The sequence below is a fragment of the Streptomyces aurantiogriseus genome (assembly GCF_014649375.1).
Taxonomy (GTDB): domain Bacteria; phylum Actinomycetota; class Actinomycetes; order Streptomycetales; family Streptomycetaceae; genus Streptomyces; species Streptomyces aurantiogriseus.
Window position 1 is genome coordinate 41,879 of record NZ_BMSX01000004.1, and the last position, 13,820, is coordinate 55,698.

At 71.6% G+C, this 13,820-nt stretch carries 13 protein-coding genes; 3 read left to right on the forward strand and 10 right to left on the reverse strand.

The features are described from left to right. The first annotated feature begins 215 nt into the window (after positions 1–215). On the forward strand, positions 216–614 hold the full coding sequence (locus IE263_RS09700) for a VOC family protein (protein ID WP_189934446.1): 399 nt from the start codon (positions 216–218) through the stop codon (positions 612–614). Positions 615–622: 8 nt separating this feature from the next. On the opposite strand, the gene IE263_RS09705 is transcribed toward IE263_RS09700, so the two are convergent. From IE263_RS09705 to IE263_RS09715, 3 genes are read right to left on the reverse strand one after another with little or no spacing between them, the layout of a single operon-like run. After that, complete coding sequence (locus IE263_RS09705; protein WP_189934448.1) at positions 623–1,801, reverse strand: dipeptidase; 1,179 nt, start codon at positions 1,799–1,801, stop codon at positions 623–625. Between the two features lie 5 nt (positions 1,802–1,806). Further along, positions 1,807–2,331: a 5-(carboxyamino)imidazole ribonucleotide mutase gene (purE, locus tag IE263_RS09710; protein WP_189934450.1), complete on the reverse strand. Its 525-nt coding sequence runs from the start codon at positions 2,329–2,331 to the stop codon at positions 1,807–1,809. After that, positions 2,328–3,518, reverse strand: coding sequence for a 5-(carboxyamino)imidazole ribonucleotide synthase (locus tag IE263_RS09715; RefSeq protein WP_229910927.1), 1,191 nt, complete (start codon positions 3,516–3,518; stop codon positions 2,328–2,330). Before IE263_RS09715 ends, purE begins: the two co-directional genes overlap by 4 nt. 219 nt (positions 3,519–3,737) lie before the next feature. On the opposite strand from IE263_RS09715, the gene IE263_RS09720 reads away from it, so the two are divergent. Beyond that, complete coding sequence (locus tag IE263_RS09720; RefSeq protein ID WP_189934454.1) at positions 3,738–4,250, forward strand: GtrA family protein; 513 nt, start codon at positions 3,738–3,740, stop codon at positions 4,248–4,250. Between the two features lie 495 nt (positions 4,251–4,745). Here the strand turns inward: IE263_RS09720 and IE263_RS09725 are convergent, their stop codons facing one another. Together IE263_RS09725 and IE263_RS09730 are read right to left on the reverse strand one after the other, a co-directional pair. Then, a complete protein-coding gene (locus IE263_RS09725; protein WP_189934455.1) occupies positions 4,746–6,020 on the reverse strand; it encodes a sensor histidine kinase in 1,275 nt (424 codons plus the stop codon). A 204-nt stretch (positions 6,021–6,224) separates the two neighbouring features. Beyond that, complete coding sequence (locus IE263_RS09730) at positions 6,225–6,902, reverse strand: response regulator transcription factor (RefSeq protein ID WP_189934457.1); 678 nt, start codon at positions 6,900–6,902, stop codon at positions 6,225–6,227. Positions 6,903–7,418: 516 nt separating this feature from the next. On the opposite strand from IE263_RS09730, the gene IE263_RS09735 reads away from it, so the two are divergent. After that, on the forward strand, positions 7,419–8,957 hold the full coding sequence (locus IE263_RS09735) for a peptide MFS transporter (RefSeq protein WP_189934459.1): 1,539 nt from the start codon (positions 7,419–7,421) through the stop codon (positions 8,955–8,957). Positions 8,958–9,036: 79 nt separating this feature from the next. On the opposite strand, the gene IE263_RS09740 is transcribed toward IE263_RS09735, so the two are convergent. The 5 genes from IE263_RS09740 to IE263_RS09760 form a co-directional block, all read right to left on the reverse strand. Further along, positions 9,037–9,330: a hypothetical protein gene (locus IE263_RS09740; RefSeq protein WP_189934461.1), complete on the reverse strand. Its 294-nt coding sequence runs from the start codon at positions 9,328–9,330 to the stop codon at positions 9,037–9,039. A 204-nt stretch (positions 9,331–9,534) separates the two neighbouring features. Then, complete coding sequence (locus IE263_RS09745; protein WP_189935316.1) at positions 9,535–10,827, reverse strand: hypothetical protein; 1,293 nt, start codon at positions 10,825–10,827, stop codon at positions 9,535–9,537. A gap of 71 nt (positions 10,828–10,898) precedes the next feature. Then, positions 10,899–11,978 carry a hypothetical protein gene (locus IE263_RS09750; RefSeq protein ID WP_189934463.1) on the reverse strand — a complete coding sequence of 360 codons (1,080 nt, stop codon included), beginning with the start codon at positions 11,976–11,978 and terminating at the stop codon, positions 10,899–10,901. After that, positions 11,975–12,787, reverse strand: coding sequence for a COG1470 family protein (locus tag IE263_RS09755; protein WP_189934465.1), 813 nt, complete (start codon positions 12,785–12,787; stop codon positions 11,975–11,977). Before IE263_RS09755 ends, IE263_RS09750 begins: the two co-directional genes overlap by 4 nt. A gap of 86 nt (positions 12,788–12,873) precedes the next feature. Continuing rightward, the gene (locus IE263_RS09760) at positions 12,874–13,542 is read right to left on the reverse strand and encodes an LPXTG cell wall anchor domain-containing protein (protein WP_189934467.1); all 669 of its coding nucleotides are present in this window, start codon (positions 13,540–13,542) and stop codon (positions 12,874–12,876) included. Positions 13,543–13,820 lie beyond the last annotated feature (278 nt).

Consider the following 13,820-nt stretch of genomic DNA (forward strand, 5'->3'; position numbering starts at 1 on the left):
AAGGGCTGACGGGCGAAGGCCTGATGGACGAACGGGCGACGCCGGTTCGGCCGAGGCTCAGTCGGCCGAACCGGCGTCTGGGTGCATTCTGCCGTACCCGGGTGCCGTGTGCGGTGTGAACTCCCTGTGGGTTAGGGCGGTTGGGCGGCGGGGCACTCGGCTTCTCCGTGTGTCCGCCGCGTCCGCCGGACGCCGGCCCGAGCGAGGAGGCCCGCATGGCACCCGTCGTCCGTCTCCGTTCCGTCGTGCTCGATTGCCCCGACCCGCAGGCGCTCGCCGCCTTCTACGCGGCCCTCGTGGGCGGGACGCCCCAGGCCGACGAGGAAGACGACGACTGGGTCGTCCTGCAGGTTCCGGGCGGGCCCCAGCTCGCCTTCCAGAAAGCGGACGGCCTGACCCCGCCCGAGTGGCCGCGCGCCGACCGGAACTCCCAGCAGTTCCACCTCGACTTCGACGCGGGCGCGACCTGGGAGGAGGTCGACGCGGCCCACGAGCGGGTGCTGGCGCTGGGGGCACGACCGCTGGACCTGGAGGACCGGGACAGGAAGGACTTCCTGGTGTACGCCGATCCGGCCGGGCATCCGTTCTGCCTGTGCCGGATCGAGCAGCCCTAGCCGGGCCTTCAGCCGTCCAGTTCGGCGATCGTCGCGTCGGACGGCCCCCGGGTCGCCCGGAGGTCCCGTGCCACGTCCTCCGCCGCGCCGAGGACCCGTACCGCGTTCTGCCAGGTCAGCTTGGCGAGGTCGGGCTTCGACCAGCCTCGGTCGAGGAGTTCGGCGATGAGGTTCGGGTAGCCGGAGACGTCGTTCAGGCCCTCGGGGGTGAAGGCCGTGCCGTCGTAGTCGCCGCCGATGCCGAGGTGGTCGATGCCGGCGACCTCGCGCATGTGGTCGAGATGGTCGGCGACCGTGGCGACCGTGGCGGTGGGGCGGGGGTGCTGTTCCTCGAAGGCGCGGTGGACCTTCATCGCCTCGGGGGTCGTGGCGAGGTCGTGGAAACCGTGGGCGCGCAGGTTCTCACCGGCCGCGGCCGTCCAGTCGACGGCCGCCTGGAGGACGAACTTCGGTACGAAGGTCACCATCGCGACGCCGCCGTTGGCGGGCAGCCGCTCCAGGACGTCGTCGGGGATGTTGCGCGGGTGGTCGCAGACGGCGCGGGAGGAGGAGTGGGAGAAGATCACCGGGGCGGAGGTGGCGTCCAGCGCGTCCCGCATGGTCGTCGCCGCCACATGGGAGAGGTCCACCAGCATGCCCAGGCGGTTCATCTCGCGCACGACCTCACGGCCGAAGGCCGTGAGCCCGCCCGCCTTCGGTTCGTCGGTCGCCGAGTCGGCCCAGTCCACGTTGTCGTTGTGGGTGAGCGTCATGTAGCGCACGCCCAGCGCGTACAGGCCGCGCAGGGTGCCCAGGGAGTTGGCGATGGAGTGGCCGCCCTCGGCGCCCATGAGGGAGGCGATACGGCCCTGTGCGCGCGCCGCCTCCATGTCGGCGGCGGTCAGCGCCCCCTTGAGGTGGTGCGGGTGACGGGCGATGAGCCGGCGTACGCAGTCGATCTGCTCCAGGGTCGCCGGGACCGCGTCGGGCAGGTCCGCGCGCACGTACACCGACCAGTACTGCGCGCCGACCCCGCCCGCGCGCAGGCGGGGGATGTCGGTGTGCAGGTGGGTGTGCTGGTCGGTGGCGATGTCCCGGGCGTCGAGGTCGTAGCGGACCTGCTCGCGCAGCGCCCAGGGCAGGTCGTTGTGCCCGTCGACGACCGGGAACTCGCGCAGCAGGTCCCGAGCCTCCTCCAGCGAGGTCATCGGCGTCACTTCCCGAAGCCGAAGCCGTTGCCGGATCCCTCGACCTTGGCGCGCAGCCGCTTGCCCTTCTCGGTGGCCTGGTCGTTGAGGTCCTGCTGGAAGTCCCGCATGCGGGCCAGGAGGTCCTCGTCGTGGGCGGCCAGGATGCGGGCGGCGAGCAGGCCCGCGTTGCGGGCCCCGCCGACCGAGACCGTGGCGACCGGCACGCCCGCCGGCATCTGCACGATCGACAGCAGGCTGTCCATGCCGTCGAGGTACTTCAGCGGCACCGGCACGCCGATGACCGGCAGCGGGGTGACGGAGGCGAGCATGCCCGGCAGGTGGGCGGCGCCGCCGGCGCCCGCGATGATCACCTTCAGCCCGCGGTCCGCGGCCTGCTCGCCGTACGCGACCATCTCGCGCGGCATACGGTGGGCGGAGACGACGTCGACCTCGTAGTCGATCTCGAACTCGTCGAGGGCCTGGGCGGCGGCCTCCATGACGGGCCAGTCGGAGTCCGACCCCATGACGATGCCTACTACGGGGCTCATTCGGTGATCGTGCCTCTCAGGTAGCCGGCAGCGTGACGGGCGCGTTCCAGCACGTCGTCGAGGTCGTCGCCGTAGGTGTTGACGTGGCCGACCTTGCGGCCGGGCTTCACGTCCTTGCCGTACATGTGGATCTTCAGCCGGGGGTCGCGGGCCATGCAGTGCAGGTACGCGGAGTACATGTCGGGGTAGTCGCCGCCGAGGACGTTCACCATGACCGTCCACGGGGCGCGCGGGCGCGGGTCGCCGAGGGGGAGGTCGAGGACCGCGCGGACGTGGTTGGCGAACTGGGACGTGATCGCGCCGTCCTGGGTCCAGTGGCCCGAGTTGTGCGGGCGCATCGCGAGCTCGTTGACGAGGATGCGGCCGTCGCGGGTCTGGAACAGCTCCACGGCGAGGTGGCCGACGACGTCCAGTTCCTTGGCGATCGTCAGGGCGAGCTCCTCGGCCTTGAGCGCGAGGGTCTCATCCAGGTCGGGGGCGGGGGCGATGACCGTGTCGCAGACGCCGTTGACCTGCTGGGACTCGACCACGGGGTAGGCGACCGCCTGGCCGTGCGGGGAGCGGACGACGTTCGCCGCGAGCTCGCGGACGTAGTCGACCTTCTCCTCGGCGAGGACGGGGACGCCGGCGCGGAAGGGCTCGGCGGCCTCCTCGACGTTGTCGACGACCCAGACGCCCTTGCCGTCGTAGCCGCCGCGGACGGTCTTGAGGACGACCGGGAAGCCGCCCGCCCGTCGCCCACCACCACCCTTGCCGGAGGGCACTTCGTGCCCGCCCCTTTCGAGCTCGCCTTCGGGAAGGCCTTCCGCCGCGAACGCCGCCACGTCCTGCGGGTCGCTCACGATCCTGTGCCGGGGGCACGGGATGCCGATCGCGTCCAGTTTCGCGCGCATCACGCCCTTGTCCTGGGCGTGCACGAGCGCGTCCGGGCCGGGGCGGACGGGGATGCCGTCCGCCTCCAGGGCGCGGAGATGCTCGGTGGGGACGTGCTCGTGATCGAAAGTGATCACGTCGCAGCCCCGCGCGAAGTCACGCAGCGTGTCCAGGTCGCGATAGTCGCCTATGACGACATCGCTCACCACCTGGGCCGCGGAATCCTGGGGAGTGTCACTGAGGAGCTTGAACCTGATGCCCAACGGGATGCCCGCCTCGTGTGTCATACGAGCGAGCTGGCCCCCGCCGACCATGCCGACTACCGGGAACGTCACGCCCCTAGGGTATCGGCCACGCCAGACGGCCGGATCCCGCGCCTCTCACCCGGCCCTTCCCCGCCTCTTACCCCTCTCTTCCGGGCTTCTTTCCGGCTGGTTCGCGACCCGTGAGTCCCACCACAGGAAACCTGTGGGTGGGGTGGTTAGCATGGCTGGGTTGACGAAACCGACACCCGGACGGGGGCCTGTACGACCATGGGACATGGTTCCTCGGGGGAAGGGCGGCTGCGCAGACTCGTCCACGAGCTCGTCAAGTTCGGCGCCGTGGGTGGAGCGGGGCTGCTGGTCAACCTGGGTGTGTTCAACCTCGTGCGGCATGTCACCGATCTGCCGGTGGTGCGGGCCAGTGTCATCGCGACGGTCGTCGCGATCGCGTTCAACTACGTCGGGTTCCGGTACTTCGCGTACCGCGACCGGGACAAGAGCGGGCGGACGCGGGAGATGACGTTGTTCCTGCTGTTCAGCGCGGTGGGGCTGGTCATCGAGAACGGGTTGCTGTTCCTGGCGACGTATGGGTTCGGGTGGGACAGTCCGCTGCAGAGCAACGTGTTCAAGTTCCTGGGGATCGCGGTCGCCACGTTGTTCCGGTTCTGGTCGTATCGGACGTGGGTGTTCCGGGCGATTCCCCTGCGGGGGGCTGTTGCGGGGGCCGAGTCGATGCTGGCGGCTGAGTCGCGGAAGCCGACGCCGAAGCAGCGGGTCAGCTGAAACGGGGGTTCTTCGCCCCCGCCGCCCCTACCCGTCCCGTCTCCAGGGGCTCCGCCCCTTCGACCCCGGCGGGGGCTCCGCCCCCTGCACCCCTGGCGGGGCTGCGCCCCTGCACCCCGCTTCGGCCCTGAACGGGCCTCGTCCTCAAACGCCGGACGGGCTGAAATGCTTGCCAGGCACCGCCGGGCGGGTTGAGCGTGAGGCCGGCTTTTCAGCCGACCGAGTCGGGTGGCGGGGTGGGCATAGGCCCGGGGGTCCAGGGGGCGGAGCCCCCCCTGGACGGGACTGGAGGGGCCTCGGCCTCGGACGCCGGGTGGGTTGAGCGTGACGCCCGGCTCTCGTCCGACCGAGTCGGGCTCAGGCCCGGTCCAGGGGGCGGAGTCCCCTGGGGTGGGACTGGGGAGGCCCTGGTCTCCGATGCCGGGCCAGGTGAAACACGGCCCGGCTTTCGACCGGCCGGGTCGGGGCCCGCGAGCGTGCGTCGTCAGGGCGCGGTCATCTGACCGTCGGCTCGTCCGGATCGCCCGACTTCTTCGCCGGGGCCGTGCGGGAGAGGAACAGGCCGAAGATTGGGGGCTGGGCCTGGAGCATCTCCAGGCGGCCGCCGTCGGCTTCCGCCAGGTCGCGGGCGACGGCGAGGCCGATGCCCGTGGAGTTGCGGCCGCTGATCGTGCGTTCGAAGATGCGGGCGCCCAGGTCGGCGGGGACGCCGGGGCCCTCGTCGGTGACCTCGATGACGGCCTGGTTGCCGGTGACACGGGTGCGCAGGGCGACCGTGCCGCCGCCGTGCATCAAGGAGTTCTCGATCAGGGCCGCCAGGACCTGGGCGACCGCGCCCGGCGTGCCCACCGCCTGGAGGTGGCGTTTGCCGGAGCTGACGATGGCGCGGCCGACGCTGCGGTAGGCCGGTCGCCACTCGGCGAGCTGCTGCTGGATGACCTCGTCGAGGTCGAAGGTGACGGCGGAGCCGGTGCGGGGGTCGCGGGAGTTCGTGAGCAGGCGTTGGACCACGTCCGTGAGGCGTTCCACCTGGGTGAGCGCGATGGTCGCCTCCTCCTTCACCGTATCCGGGTCGTCGGTGAGGGTGATCTCCTCCAGACGCATGGAGAGGGCGGTGAGCGGGGTGCGCAGTTGGTGGGAGGCGTCGGCAGCCAGCCGGCGCTCCGCCGTCAGCATGCGGGCGATGCGTTCGGCGGAGGAGTCGAGGACGTCGGCGACCCGGTCGAGCTCGGGGACGCCGTAGCGCTTGTGGCGGGGTCGGGGGTCGCCGGATCCGAGGCGTTCCGCGGTCTCGGCGAGGTCGGTGAGGGGCGAGGCGAGCCGGTTCGCCTGGCGGATGGCGAGCAGGACCGCGGCGATCACCGCCAGCAGCGCCACCAGCCCGATGATCAGCAGGGTCCGGCCGACCTCCCGGGTCACGGAGGAGCGCGGCTCCTCTATGACGACCGTCTCTCCCTCCTCGCCCTGGGCCTCACCCCGGATGACGTCGCCCTGGGGTTCGCTGCCGACCTCGATGGGCCGCTGCCCCGGGATGCGGATCACGGCGTAGCGGTCGTGCGTGACCTGGTCGCGCAGGACCTCCGCGTCGACGGTCCCCGCCCCCAGCAGCCGGCTGTCCACGATGCTGGCCAGCCGCGCCGCCTCCAGCTCGACCCGCTCCTGCGCGCTGTTGCTGATCGTGCGCGTCTCGACGATGACGAGGGACACGCCGAAGACCGCGATCACGACGAGCACGACCGCGAGGGTGGACTGGATCAGACGGCGACGCACGGGCCTCTCCGGGCAGCGACATGAACGGTGACCAAGGTGCCCCGGGCGGGGCAGCGTCCCTCAGGGGCGCGGGCTGCGGCGGTATGCGGCTCGCCGTCGCCGCGTGGGCGCGGCCGGTCCTCGGCCACCCGCACCCTCGCAGCAGCCTCGCCCCCTGTGAAACCCCTACGTGCGGCGACGCGATTCCCGCCCCGGCACCAAAGATCAGCTCTTCTCGAAACGGAAGCCGACTCCCCGCACCGTCGCGATGTACCGAGGGTTCGCCGCGTCGTCACCCAGCTTCTTCCGCAACCAGGAGATGTGCATGTCCAGCGTCTTGGTCGACGACCACCAGGTCGTGTCCCACACCTCCCGCATCAGCTGGTCCCGCGTGACGACCCGCCCGGCGTCCCGCACCAGCACCCTGAGCAGGTCGAACTCCTTGGCCGTGAGCTGGAGCTCCTCGTCGCCCATCCACGCCCGGTGCGACTCGACGTCGATGCGCACGCCGTGGGTGGCGGGCGGCTGCTGGGGTTCGGCGGAGCCGCGCCGCAGCAGGGCCCGGACGCGGGCGAGCAGCTCGGCGAGGCGGAAGGGCTTGGTGACGTAGTCGTCGGCGCCCGCGTCCAGGCCGACGACGGTGTCCACCTCGTCGGCCCGCGCGGTCAGGATCAGGATGGGCACGGCGTGGCCCTCGGCACGCAGCCGGCGGGCCACCTCCAGGCCGTCCATGCCGGGCAGGCCGAGGTCCAGCACGACCAGGTCGACGCCGCCCTGTATTCCGGCGTCGAGCGCGGACGGTCCGTCCTCACGTACCTCGACCTCGTACCCTTCCCGGCGCAGTGCACGGGCCAGCGGCTCCGAGATGGACGCGTCGTCCTCGGCGAGCAGTACTCGGGTCATGCGCTGATGGTAGTCCGCACGGGGCACGGCCAGAGGTGTGATGCAGACCCCGATTTCTTACCCAGGGACATCCCGGACAGCGGCCCCTCCCCCAGTCGGCCGATCTTGGTACGGACCTGCGGTCCAGGGATGCCATCCTGGTATGGACCTTGGAAACCCCGCACGCAGTTCCTCGATCGCCTGTGATCTATGCCTCAAGTCCTTCCATATCCGGCACTGTCCTGTCGTATGGTGAAAGAACGCCTGTAGCACCGCAGGGACCTTTGGCGCTCGACTTGACGCTGAAGGTCTCTTTTGTGTGCGGGCCGGCTTCCGCCGGCCTTCGAAAGGAACGACCTGTGGCCGGGCCCCCCACCGTCGAGGGGCGTGGATCCCGGTGGTCGCCGTCCACCGCTCCGAGACCCGGAGCGGACTCCCCCGTGGGCGTGGGATGGGCGGGCCGACCACGCCGGTGCCGGCCGCCCCGACCGGGCGCGTAACGCTCCACTCATGCGTCCCGACCAGCAAGGAACGACCATGGCGTCCAGCCTGACGAAGGACTCGACCCTGCCGGGCACCCCCGGCTCCGGGAAGACCTTCTTCGGCCACCCCCGCGGACTGGCCACTCTCTTCATGACCGAGATGTGGGAGCGGTTCTCCTACTACGGCATGAAGGCCCTGCTCACCGTCTACCTGCTCTCCGGCGGCCCCGACGCCGGCAAGGCGAGCATGGGCGGCGGCCTCGCCATGGACGTGGCGACCACCACCGTGATCGTCTCCGTCTACTCGGCGATGGTGTACTTGCTCGCCATGCCCGGTGGCTGGCTCGGCGACCGCGTCTGGGGCCCACGCAAGACGGTGACCATCGCGGCCGTCACGATCATGTCCGGCCACATCGTCCTGGCGCTGCCCGGCGGTCAGGCTCCGTTCTTCGCCGGTCTGGCGCTGGTCGCGGCCGGTTCGGGTCTGCTCAAGGCCAACATCTCCACCATGGTCGGCCACCTGTACGACGGCCCCGATGACCCGCGTCGCGACGGCGGCTTCACGATCTTCTACATGGGCATCAACGCGGGCGCTTTCTTCGCCCCGCTGGCCATCGGCACCGTCGGACAGGAGGTCAACTGGCACCTCGGCTTCGGCATGGCCGCGGTCGGCATGGCGATCGGTCTCGCCGCCTTCCTGATCGGCACCCGCAACCTGAGCCCGAAGAGCGACATCGTCCCCAAGCCGCTGTCCTCCGAGGAGCGGAGCTCCTGGCTGCGCCGGGGCCTGACCTGGATGCTCGTCGCAGCCGTCTTCTACGGCATCGTCGGCTTCACCGGCCACTTCACCCTGAACTGGGCGATGATCCCGCTGACGATCATCGGTCTCGTCGTCCCGGCCGGTGTGCTGCTGCGCATCAAGCGCGACAAGGACCTCTCGGCTGTCGAGCAGTCGAAGATGTCCGGCTACATCTGGTTCTTCGTCGCAGCTGCCGTCTTCTGGATGATCTACGACCAGGGCGCCTCCACCGTCCAGGCGTTCGGCGAGGGCAAGGCCTCCGGCTCGCTGCTCGGCTTCGACTTCCCGTCCTCCTGGTACCAGTCACTGAACCCGCTGTTCATCATGGCGCTGGCCCCGGTCTTCGCCTGGGTCTGGCTGTGGCTGAACCGCAAGGGCAAGGAGCCGAGCACCATCGTGAAGTTCGCGATGGCCCTGGTGCTCATCGGTGTCTCTTTCTTCTTCTTCCTGATCCCGCTGGGCATGGCGGCGAACGGCCAGGCGGTCAGCCCGATGTGGCTGGTCGGCATCTACTTCATCCAGACCGTCGGTGAGCTGTGCCTGTCGCCGGTCGGTCTGTCGGTGACGACGAAGATGGCCCCGGCCAAGTACGCCAGCCAGATGATGGGCGTCTGGTTCCTCGCGGTCACCGCGGGCGACTCCATCACCAGCCTGCTGTCCAACCCCGCCATCGCCGGCGTCGACCTCAGCGGCACGTCCGCCGTCTTCGCGGAGGCGGCCCTGGCCGCCCTCGCCGGTTTCGCGGTGTGGATGTACCGCAGGAAGGTCAAGTCGCTGATGGGCGACGTCCACTGACACTCCTGTCCCCGACGGCGAAAGGGCCGCCGCACCGGAGGGTGTGGCGGCCCTTTCGCATGGCCTCAGGGGACGGGCCTCAGGCTTTGGTCTCGACCGCCCAGGAGCGGGTGAAGCTGCTGAAGCCGCACATCACAGTCGACTTCTGGCCCGGCTTCACCCACGGCCCGTACAGGACCCTGGGGACCTCGTGTGGGGTGCCCCGGCCGCGCACCACGTCGCACACCAACTTCACGCGGTGCTTGCTCACCTTCTTGCCCGACGCGGACTTCTTGCACGAGGACGTGGCCTTGGGCCGGCCGAGGTCGAGGTGCGCCTCGGCCACGCACTTGTACTTCGCGCCCGCCGCCGCGGCCGGCACCGCCGTCGCCATGCTCGTTCCCGTCACCATGAGCACAGCGGCGAGCGCACCGCCCGCCACCCTCTTCCCCCCAGGCCATTTGCTCCTCTTTCCTCCGCCGGGCACCACAGGCGATAGTCAATCGTTCAACTGCACGTCGATCCGACGGGACGTACCATTGCTCGCTTGCTTACGCGAATGACGGGACGTTATGCCAGGTTCGATCTTGGAGCAAACTCAGCGCACACGCCGCCGTCCCGGCAAGTACGTGAACACCGCCGCGCCCAGCAGCACCGCCGTGCCCGCGAGGAGACCGAGGGCCTTGAGGGTGCCGTGGTCGGCGGCGCCCGTCTCGGCGAGGCCGCCGCTGGTCGACGTACCCCCGGCGGAGGACGAGCCGCCGGACGACGAGCCGTTGCCGCCGCCGGAGGCGCCGCTCGCCTGTTCGGCGGTGTCCAGGGTGAGGGAGACCAGAGACGTGTCGGGGGTGCAGGTGGTGGTCGTACCGAGGGCGTTGATGGTGAGGACGCCCGGGGAAAGGGTGGATGTGCCGGTCGCGCCGGGCTTGTACGTGCCGGTCAGGTCGGGGATCTCGATCGGGGCGCCCGATTTGATGGCCGCCGGGTTGGTCGGGCCGGTCACCTTCACCGAGCCCTGGTCGGCGCCGCCGAGGACGATCTGCATCGACGGTTTGACGGAGTTGGCCGGGATGTCGATCGGGCTGTCCATCACCGACTTCTTGAACTGCACGGTGAGGCCGTAACTCCCGCCGCTCTTCTTCGCGTTGATCTGCACGGGCGAGGTCGCCTTCTTCTCGCCGATGGGCGAGGCGCAGGTGTAGGGGACCTCCACGACCTTGCCGGTGAAGTCGGTCTGGCCGCCGCCGGTGCCGGAGGGCGAGGGGGACGCCGAGGGGGTGCTCGACGGGGACGTCGAAGGGGACGAGGAGGGGGACGACGACGAGGACGGGGACTGGCTGGGAGAGGCGGACTGCGACGGGTCGGGCGAGCCGCTCGACGAGTTCCCGCCCCCCGCCGTCACCGTGATGGTCGCCGCCGGCTGCACCGGCTCCGTCGGCGCGCACTTGGTGTCCGTCGACAGGGCGTTGACGACGTACGCGTCCGGCGTCAGCGTCACCTGTCCCGCCGCCGTCAGCTTCAGGGTGCCCTTCATGTCGGACAGCGTCATCGCGCCGCCCTTGGGGATCGGCGGGTTCTCGCGCGGGCCCTGCATCGCGATGTCCGCGGTCTGCGCGCCGGCCGCCTTGAGCGTGCCGGACGGCTGCACCGAGTTGGCGGGCAGGTCGATGATGTCGGGGTTCTTCGACGCGGCCTGCGTGAACTTCCAGACCACGTCGACGGTGTCACCGACCTTCGCCGTGGCCGGCGCGGTGATCTCGACCTTGGTGGTCCCGTTGACGTCGGGCAGGCCGATGCCCGAGGGCGGGACGCACTTGGTGGCGTAGGCCACCTCGGCGGCCTGGGCCTGCCCGGCGGTCACGCCCAGCAGGGCGGCGGCCCCGGCGAACAGGACGGCGGCGCCGGCCGCGGCAGCTCTCTTCCGCCGTCCGGTCCCGGGCGGTGCGGCTCTCTCGCTCTCGCTCACGTGGATCCCTTCCTGCTCGAAGTCGTGGGGCTGGTCGGTTGGTCGTCGTGCGGTGCGGAGAGCCGGCCCGCCGTGCCCGGGTCGGAGTCCGGGGTGAACCACGGCAGGGTCGAGGCCGGGGCGGGAGCCGCACGGTCCGGGGCGGCCCTGCGCCAGGTGGTGCGGGAAGGACCGGAGGACGGACGCGGACCTCCTCGGTGCCCCCCCGCCGGGCGCGGCCGCACCCGGTCCACCACCGCCATCCCGACGCGGAACACCGCCGCCGGTACGACGAGACAGACCAGGATCCAGAACAGGGTCACGCCCCAGGGGCGGCCGACGCCCCACGGCTGCTCGGCGAGGACCTTCCCGCCGTACTTCAGGGAGACGGTGTAGTCGCCGTGGGCGCCGCCGGTGAGTTCGACGGGCAGTTCGATGCGGGCCTTCTTGCCGGGGGCGATGGTGCCGCGCCACTGCCGTTCGTCCCACTGCGGGGCGAACACGCCGTGGGCGGTGCCGACCTGGAAGACGGGGTCCCGCACGGGCGCGGTGCCGACGTTGCCGACGGTGAGGACCAGCGTGCGGGCGGGCGGGGCACCGAACCAGGTGAGCAGCCCGTCGTCGCCCTCCAGCCGGGTGTCGGAGAGCACCGACAGGCGTCCGCCGGCCGCCTCGGCGGGCAACGGTTCGACGGCGTGCCCGGCCACCTGGAAGGCCGCGTCGGCCTGCGCCTTCGCCCCGGTCGCGGTCGCCACGTGCACCACGCACGGGCACGGCACCGGCGGCTCGGCCACCGGCAGCTCCCGGCTGAAACGGCCGTCGGCGTCGGTGGTGACGGCCCGGCCGTCCGCGTTGGCACAGGAGTTGGTGCCGCCGACGATCCCCCTCGACGGCGTGGCCTGCCCGCAGATCAGCAGCATCAGCAGCGCGCGCGGCCGCCAGCCGCTGCCGCTGACGGTGATCGAACCGCCGGTCCCCGCCTGGGACGTGGACAGCTTCACGGTCGGGGCGTCGGCCGCCGAGGCCGCCCCGGGCCAGGGCAGCAGCAACAGCGCCAGCACCACCGCCAGCCCCGCGATCCGTGCCTTCCCGCTCACGTCGGCTCCCCCTCCGCGCGCGCGACTTCAGCCGTACGGCGCCGACGACGGCGTACGGCAACGGGGGCGGCGGCGATCAGCAGCGCCCCGGCCGCCGTGCCCGCCGCCGTGCCCCACGGCACGAACCGCGCCGACGTCCGGCCTGTGGCGTGCGCGCCGCCGGGCGCGGTGACCGTCAGGCGGACGGTGACGGCGTCCAGGGCGGGGCGGTCGGGCCAGGGTTCGTCGAGGTGCAGGCGCCGACCCGGGGGCAGGCGGACGGGCAGGGTGCGCGGGGCACGGTCGAGGACGGGGCCCAGGACACCGTCGGCATGCACCGCGAGGCGCGGGACGAGGGCGGTGGTGCCGCGGTTGACCAGCTCGTACGTGATGCGGTCGGCGCGTACGGCCACGTGCTCGACGGTCAGCGCGGACAGCTCGGGCCCGCCGATTTGCAGCAGCAGCCGTACGGTCGCCTCCCGGCCGCCCGTGTCCCGTACGACGATCGCACCGGAGCGGTCGCCGGGGGTCGCGTCCGGTGGGACCGTGAGCGTGAAGGGGACCTCGGCGCGGGTGCGGGCGGGAATGCGCAGAGCGGTCTCGGCGAGGGTGACCGGGAGGTTCGTGCCGTGCAGCCGGACGGTGAGCGGGCGGGTGCCCCGGTTGGTCACGGAGAGCGTGTCCTGGAGCACCGCGCCGGGCGCGCCCTCCGCGTAGAAAGACGGCCGCCCGCCGCCGGAGGGCGCGGCGGACCAGCCGTCGGCGGCGGGCGCGGCGGCCGGCAGGAGCGGCAGGGTCAGCAGCAGGGCACAGACGGCGGCGTACGGCATCGGCGGCTCCGTGGGGCCGGGGCGGCGCGAAGCGCCTCGTTGAGGGGTGGTGGTCGGGCGACGGGCGGGCGAGACGGAGGTGCCGGTCAGCGCGTCTGGTTCCGCCGGGTCAGCCACAGGGTGCCGGCCGCGCCCGCGAGGAGAACCGTGCCGCCGAGGGTGGCGAGGGCGATCGCGGAGTCCTCGGGACCGGTCTGCGGGAGCTCGCCGCCCGAGCCGCTGTTGCTCTGCGTTCCGCCGCCGCCCGTGGCCGTCACGTCGAGGGTGAGCGACGGGCCGGGGTCCTTGGTGGGCGTGCAGGTGGTGGTCGTACCGAGCGCCTTGATGGTGAGCACGCCCGGGGTGAAGGTGACCTTGCCGGTCTTCCTCGGGGTGTACGTGCCGCTCAGGTCGTTGATCTTGATGGGGGTGTCGGCCGGGATGGCCTCCTGGTTGGCGGGGCCCCTGACGGTGAGGGTGCCGCTGTCGGCGCCGCCCAGCTTGATGGTGGCGCTCGGGTTCATCGCACCCTTGCCGAGCTCGACCGGGCTGGAGGAGACGCCCTTCTGCCAGGACATGGTGATCTTGTAGCCGCCGCCGCTCTCGACACCCTTGATGTCGATGGGCGAGACGGCGCTCTTGGCGCCGATGGGCGTCTGGCAGGAGTAGCTGACATCGACGACCTCGGCCCTGGCCACGGGGGCGGCCGTCCACACCGCCGGGCCGGCCAGGGCCGCGGCAGTCGCGAGCGCGGCGGTTCGCTTCCGGTACGACACGGTCCCCTCTTTCCTGCAGCTCGCTTGCGCCAGTTCCTGACGGCGCATCAGATCGGGCCGTCAAGGTACGCCCGAGGCCGTGAGGAAGGAAGGGGAGGCGCACGCCGGAGTTGTGACGATCCGACGGACAGGGGAGGGGGTTCGCGTGGAGGGCGGGGGTACTCGAGCGCCACGGGTGGCAAGCGGCTCGCGGTCGGCACCGAGGCGTTCAGGGCGGCGGATGGCGGATGGCGAGCCGGCCACCGGCCCGGGGCCCGGCAGGCGCGGGCGTCCGGCAG